At 56.4% G+C, this 6,865-nt stretch carries 5 protein-coding genes and 1 pseudogene; 4 read left to right on the forward strand and 2 right to left on the reverse strand.

The window, feature by feature from the left end:
• Window positions 1–134: 134 nt before the first annotated feature.
• A complete protein-coding gene (gntR, locus tag ERD80_RS09315; protein WP_136546658.1) occupies window positions 135–1,130 on the reverse strand; it encodes a gluconate operon transcriptional repressor GntR in 996 nt (331 codons plus the stop codon).
• A 399-nt stretch (window positions 1,131–1,529) separates the two neighbouring features.
• Window positions 1,530–2,492, reverse strand: a complete 963-nt coding sequence (locus ERD80_RS09320) for an IS110 family transposase (RefSeq protein ID WP_104189859.1) — start codon at window positions 2,490–2,492, stop codon at window positions 1,530–1,532.
• 168 nt (window positions 2,493–2,660) lie between these two features.
• Here ERD80_RS09320 and ERD80_RS09325 point away from each other — a divergent pair, with 168 nt between their 5' ends.
• The 4 genes and pseudogenes from ERD80_RS09325 to ERD80_RS09340 form a co-directional block, all read left to right on the forward strand.
• Window positions 2,661–3,062, forward strand: coding sequence for a hypothetical protein (locus tag ERD80_RS09325; RefSeq protein ID WP_136546660.1), 402 nt, complete (start codon window positions 2,661–2,663; stop codon window positions 3,060–3,062).
• Window positions 3,063–3,636: 574 nt separating this feature from the next.
• Entirely contained in the window at window positions 3,637–5,247 is a 1,611-nt protein-coding gene (dppA, locus tag ERD80_RS09330) for a dipeptide ABC transporter periplasmic-binding protein DppA (protein ID WP_136546662.1), read from the forward strand.
• A gap of 245 nt (window positions 5,248–5,492) precedes the next feature.
• Complete coding sequence (gene dppB, locus ERD80_RS09335) at window positions 5,493–6,512, forward strand: dipeptide ABC transporter permease DppB (RefSeq protein WP_021507021.1); 1,020 nt, start codon at window positions 5,493–5,495, stop codon at window positions 6,510–6,512.
• Window positions 6,513–6,521: 9 nt separating this feature from the next.
• Window positions 6,522–6,865, forward strand: a pseudogene (locus ERD80_RS09340) (dipeptide ABC transporter permease DppC); the annotation flags it as partial.

Consider the following 6,865-nt stretch of genomic DNA (forward strand, 5'->3'; position numbering starts at 1 on the left):
CGCTCCGGCAGGTTAAGCTGCCAATGTTACCGATAACAATTTTGATTGCCATTGTCCGAGCGCACTCAGACGCTGGCAACCCTTGTCAGGCGGAAAAGCACGAAAGTGTGAACTGACTCAAAAAATCGCCAAAATCAGATGCTGCCACCTTCGGCAATCTCAAAACCGACATCCAGCGGCGCGGTCACGCTGCGATCACCGCCAATCCGCGCCAGCAGCATAGCGGCTGATTCACGCCCCATGCGTTCGCGTGGCGTCAGCACCGTAGCCAGCCGCGGATTGACCACCTGCGTGATGTCGTGGCCGTGAAAGCCGGCGATCGCCATCTGCTCCGGCACGCGCAACCCCTGGCGCTGGCACTCAAACATCGCGCCTACCGCCAGGTCATCATTGGTACAGAACAGGCTGTCAGTGTGCGGATAGCGCTTCTGCGCCTCGCGTAATAGCTGGGCACCGGCGCTGAAGGAGGAGGCATCTTCCATCATGACGCTGTGTGGCGTCAGCCCGGCTTCGCGCATCGCCTGTTCATAGCCCTGCTGCTTTTGCAGCGTACGCTCATCGAGGCGCGCGCCCAGGTAAACGGTATGACGATGGCCTTTTTTGAGGATAGCATGCGTCATCTGCCGCGCCGCCTCGACGTTGTCGAAGCCCACGGCCATATCAAGGCACGGCGTGACGCAATCCATCATTTCGATCACCGGAATGCCCGCCACTTCCAGCATGCGCAGCGTGCCCGGCGTGTGGGAACGTTCGGTGAGGATCACGCCATCAATGTTCCAGCCCAGCAGCGAACGCAGCTGCAGCTCCTCTTTGTGCGGGTTATAGCCGAAGTGCGCCACCAGCGTCTGATAGCCCGCTTCATCGGTCACGGTTTCAATGCCGCGCAGCACGTCGGCAAACACCTGGTTGGTGAGCGAGGGCAGCAGCACGCCAATCGCGCGGCTGGTGGCGTTAGAGAGCATGTCGGGCGCACGGTTGGGGATATAGCCGAGTTCATCCAGCGCCACGGCGATTTTGTCGCGCAGCGCCGCAGAGACCTGATCGGGGTTCCGCAGGTAGCGGCTGACGGTCATTTTTGTGATGCCGACGCGATCGGCAACATCCTGTAATACCGGTCTTTTCTTCTTCATCGTGTGCGCCTGAGGTCAGAGATACGCTGAGTTTATCATTTTTTTGTCATGTTATGCCGTTGCGGCCACGGAAGGAGAAGAGGGATAAAGTGCCAAGGACGGCGTTCGCCTGAGGCGCAGGCAAAAAAAAAGCCAGCACCCGAGCTGGCTAAGAAACACTGGAAGCAATGTGAGCAATGTCGTGCTTACCCGGTTTGTCAGGAGACGCAGCCGGATTCGCGTTGACAATAATAATCATTATCATTCGCGTCTGTAAAGCCCTTTCCCGATTTTTTTACCGTTGACGCTGCGCTCGAATTCCCTGATGTTAAAGGGGATTTGCACTATCTGATGCCGGTGCGCATGAATGCGCACCCTACAAAAAAATGTCTCCACTCGTTGTAGATACCGTCTTGCCGGTTACCTGGCAAGACATATTTCGGCATCGAACGGACGACCCGATTTCAGCACGCCATAAGCCAGCTGCAGCAGCTTCTTCATCGCCGCGCACACCACGACTTTTCCCGTTTTCTTACCCGCATCCAGCCGTTTCTTCAGCGCACTCACCGCCGGATTCCACTTCATCGCCACTATCGCAGGCATGTACAGGGCCTTGCGCATCGCGCTGTTGCCCATCTTCGATATCCTGCTTTTGCCCTTCCACTCACCGGACTCCTGCCGCATCGGATTCAGACCCACCCACGCCACAAGCGCCTTGCTGCTGCTGAACCTCGACATGTCCCCCAGATACGCCAGCATCGTGCTGCTCAGCACGCCCGCGATGCCCGGGATGGACTCCAGCAGTTCCCTGTTCTTTTTAAGGCCCGGGTCATTGTCGATATGGTCGTTTATTGCCCGCTTCGTTTCGTCTATCTGCGCATCCAGCGCCGCAATGACCACGCGGATTGAGGGCTGCACCACCGCATCCGAGACCTCCAGCCGGTTCTCTTCCATCTGCCGCATTTCCTGAAGATTCGTCAGGCGCTTCACCAGCGCCTTCAGCCTGCGTTCATTCAGCGGCGCCGGCTGCCACAGCGACGGGCCGTGCAGTTTACAGTAGCGCGCTATCATGCGCGCATCGTCTTTATCCGTCTTGTTACGGCTCAGCTCCGCCTGTCCGAAGCGCCTGATGCGCGCGGGATTTTCCACGCTGACATCATAGCCTTCGTCGTGCAGGAAGGTGGCCAGCGGCTCACTGTACGCGCCGGTAGCCTCCATGCAGATATGGCAGCAGCCGAACGGCTCCAGCCATTTTTTCAGGGCGATAAAGCCCTTAGGGGTGTTGGGAAAGACTTTGGTTTTGTAAGACGTGTCGCCTTTCCAGACGGCCACATCAAACTTTCCGGAGGCAATATCAATGCCGACAGGCATACGGGTTTGCATAGATTCTCCTTAACAGCACAGGGAAACCGCCATGACCATCCTTATGGATGCGTGCTCGGGGCACAGGATACCGTCCGGTCTTGAAGGCGGGAGTTAAGTTGCCGGGGATGAATCTACGAAGCAGGCTTTATGCCCAGGGGGCGCCCCCATCTCACCAGCAACTTCCCGATGATCAGTCGGGGATCATCATACCCGGAGGAGAATGATCGGGATATAAGGGGCGCCATTCATGGCGAGCGGACGGCCACGCCGGAAGCCACGCCCATCATTCAGCAGCACGTTCCCTGTAGGAGCGCCATTCATGGCGACCGGACGGCCACGCCGGAAGCCACGCCCATCATTCAGCAGCACGTTCCCTGTAGGGGCGCCATTCATGGCGACCGGATGGCCGCGCCCGCATCCACGCCCATCATTCAGCAGCACATTCCCTGTAGGGTCGCCATTCATGGCGACCGGATGGCCGCGCCGGAATCCACGTCCATCATTCATGGCGATCTGATGACCTTCCCTGAACCAGACTCACATTCTCGCAGCCATCAAGCAAAGTCATCAATTTACGCGTTCCATTAATCATCACCGGGATAAACCGTATTATCCTTCAACACCGCTCTTCATCCCTTGCTGCATCAAAGCACCTCTCTTAATTCGCGACACATTCTGCTTATGACCGGCTTTTGCTTTTTGCTGATTTCTTATGCCATTACGCCAGCATATTTCGCTGCCTGAACGTCATAACGCACGGGGAATCGTTCAGATATTCAACATTTACCGACAACTTTAAGACGTTTTTTAACGGTGATAATCACTGTTATCAGGCGCTATTGCCAGAGAATCACACGGCATTGCGCGCTTTATCACCTTTTTAAATTTTGGCTTAGCGTGCAAACACTGTTTTTTATCGTTGCTTGCACTTACTCACACTCTGTGTAAATAACCCCACGTTGTATTGACGTTCATTGCAACTGTTGACAAATTGATGCGTCAATAAGATGCAGAGACGGCCAGCGCTGGCAGGTTCCACGGCGTCAGCGCTACAACAATAACCGCTCGCATTTTGGTCATTACATAACTGACCTGCCCGAACCGCATAAAAAAACCAGAGGTCGGGCGACGCACACAACATCACATCACAATGGAGCAAAACATGATCAACTCCCTGGCCAAATCCAGGATGCTGAAGGTCGGTCTTAGCCTGATTGCTATGACCGTGGCCGCGGGCGTTCAGGCGAAAACCCTCGTTTACTGTTCAGAAGGTTCGCCGGAAGGCTTCAACCCGCAGCTGTTCACATCCGGCACCACTTACGATGCCAGCTCAGTACCGATCTACAACCGTCTGGTTGAGTTCAAAACCGGTACCACTGAGCTGCAGCCGGGCCTGGCAGAAAAATGGGACGTCAGCGAAGATGGTAAAATCTATACCTTCCATCTGCGTCAGGGCGTGAAGTGGCAAACCACCAAAGACTTCAAGCCGACCCGCACCTTCAACGCTGATGACGTCGTGTTCTCCTTCGAGCGCCAGCTCGATAAAAACAACAAGTACCACGGTGTCTCCGGCGGCAGCTACGAATACTTCGAAGGCATGGACATGCCGAAGCTGATCGCCAAAATCGAAAAAGTGGATGACTACACCGTACGCTTCACGCTGACCCGTCCGGAAGCGCCGTTCCTCGCCGACCTTGGCATGGACTTCGCGTCAATCCTGTCGAAAGAGTACGCCGACAACATGCTGAAAGCCGGCACGCCAGAAAAACTGGACCTCAACCCGGTGGGTACCGGTCCGTTCGTGCTGCAGCAGTACCAGAAAGACTCACGTATTCTGTACAAAGCCAACCCGGACTTCTGGGGCACCAAGCCAAAAATCGATCGCCTGGTGTTCTCCATCACGCCAGATGCTTCGGTGCGCTACGCCAAACTGCAGAAAGGCGAGTGTCAGGTGATGCCGTATCCCAACCCGGCTGATATCGCCAGCATGAAGAAAGACACCAAAATCAACCTGATGGAACAGCCAGGGCTGAACGTCGGTTACCTGTCTTTCAACACCGAGAAAAAACCGCTGGATAACGTCAAAGTGCGTCAGGCACTGACCATGGCGGTGAACAAGCAAGCGATCATTGATGCGGTCTATCAGGGCGCCGGTCAGGCAGCGAAAAACCTGATCCCACCAACCATGTGGGGCTACAACAATGACGTCAAAGACTACGCTTACGATCCGGCCAAAGCCAAAGAGCTGCTGAAAGAAGCGGGCATGCCGGATGGCTTCAGCATTGACCTGTGGGCGATGCCGGTACAGCGTCCGTACAACCCGAACGCCCGTCGCATGGCGGAAATGGTTCAGGCTGACTGGGCGAAAATCGGCGTGAAAGCCAAAATCGTTACCTTCGAGTGGGGCGAGTACCTGAAGCGTGCTAAAGCCGGTGAACACCAGACCGTGATGATGGGCTGGACCGGTGATAACGGGGATCCGGATAACTTCTTCGCCACCCTGTTCAGCTGCGCGGCAGCGAAAGATGGTTCTAACTACTCACGCTGGTGCTACAAGCCGTTTGAAGATCTGATTCAGCCAGCGCGTGCTGAAGCCGATCACAACAAACGTATTGAGCTCTACAAGCAGGCGCAGGTGGTGATGCACGACCAGGCGCCAGCACTGATCATCGCGCACTCAACCGTGTACGAGCCAGTGAGCAAGAAAGTGAGTGGCTATGTGGTTGATCCATTAGGTAAACATCACTTCGAAAACGTCGACATCCAGGAATAACCTTTCGGATTATCGCGGTCAGGGCCAGCATGGCTGGCCCTCGGGCGGCACCTTCGCCGCCCGTACTCCGCACTTTATTTCCGGCTAATTTCTTATAAACCCTCAATACCTTGCGCTGATGCAGCGTGAAGTATGACGGGGATTTTGAAGCGCTTCTTGCGTCGCGTCCGGCTATGCCGGCTGCGGATTGTGAGCAATGTAGTCCATGGCGTTAGCGCCACGGAAAATGACTGAGAATCCGGCTTATGCTGCAATTCATACTCCGACGTCTGGGCCTTGTCATCCCGACGTTCATCGGTATTACATTATTGACCTTTGCCTTCGTTCACCTGATCCCCGGCGACCCGGTGCTGATCATGGCCGGTGAACGCGGCATCTCCCCTGAACGTCATGCGCAGCTGATGGCCCAGTTTGGTCTCGATCAGCCGATGTGGAAACAGTACATCACTTACATCAATGGCGTGCTGCATGGCGATCTCGGCATCTCGCTGAAAAGCCGCATCCCGGTGTGGGATGAGTTCGTGCCGCGCTTTAAAGCCACGCTCGAGCTGGGCATCTGCGCCATGATCTTCGCCGTTGCCGTGGGTATTCCGGTCGGCGTGCTGGCGGCGGTGAAACGCGGCTCTATTTTCGATCACACCGCCGTGGGCATCTCGCTGACCGGCTACTCAATGCCGATCTTCTGGTGGGGCATCATGCTGATCATGCTGGTGTCGGTGCAGCTCAACCTGACGCCGGTCTCTGGCCGCGTCAGCGACACCATCTTCCTTGACGACAGCCATCCGCTCACCGGCTTTATGCTGATTGATACGCTGCTGTGGGGCGAAGAGGGCGACTTCAAAGATGCGGTGATGCACATGATCCTGCCGGCCATCGTGCTGGGCACCATTCCGCTGGCGGTGATTGTGCGTATGACGCGCTCCTCGATGCTGGAAGTGCTGGGTGAAGATTACATCCGCACCGCACGCGCCAAAGGCCTGACGCGCATGCGCGTGATCGTGGTGCATGCGCTGCGTAACGCCATGCTGCCGGTGGTCACGGTGATCGGTCTGCAGGTAGGCACGCTGCTGGCGGGCGCCATCCTCACCGAAACCATCTTCTCCTGGCCGGGACTCGGCCGCTGGCTGATCGAAGCACTGCAGCGCCGTGATTATCCGGTGGTGCAGGGCGGCGTGCTGCTGGTGGCAATCCTGATCATTCTGGTCAACCTGCTGGTTGATCTGTTGTACGGCGTGGTGAATCCGCGCATCCGTCATAAGAAATAAGGGGGAATCATGTCTGCTGTTGATCCCGCAAGCGTCACTGCTGCACCGAAGCCGATGACCCCGATTCAGGAATTCTGGCACTATTTTAAACGTAACAAAGGCGCGGTTATCGGCCTGGTTTACATCATTCTGATGCTGCTGATCGCCATCTTTGCCGATGTGCTGGCGCCGCATGCTCCGGCTGAGCAGTTCCGCGATGCGCTGTTGCACCCGCCGGTGTGGCAGGAGGGCGGTAGCTGGAAGTTTATCTTGGGCACCGATGACGTCGGCCGTGACATCCTGTCGCGCCTGATGTTTGGTGCGCGCCTGTCGCTGCTGGTGGGCTGCATGGTGGTGGTGCTGTCGCTGATTCT

The organism is Pantoea sp. R102, from assembly GCF_004916815.1.
GTDB lineage: Bacteria > Pseudomonadota > Gammaproteobacteria > Enterobacterales > Enterobacteriaceae > Pantoea > Pantoea dispersa.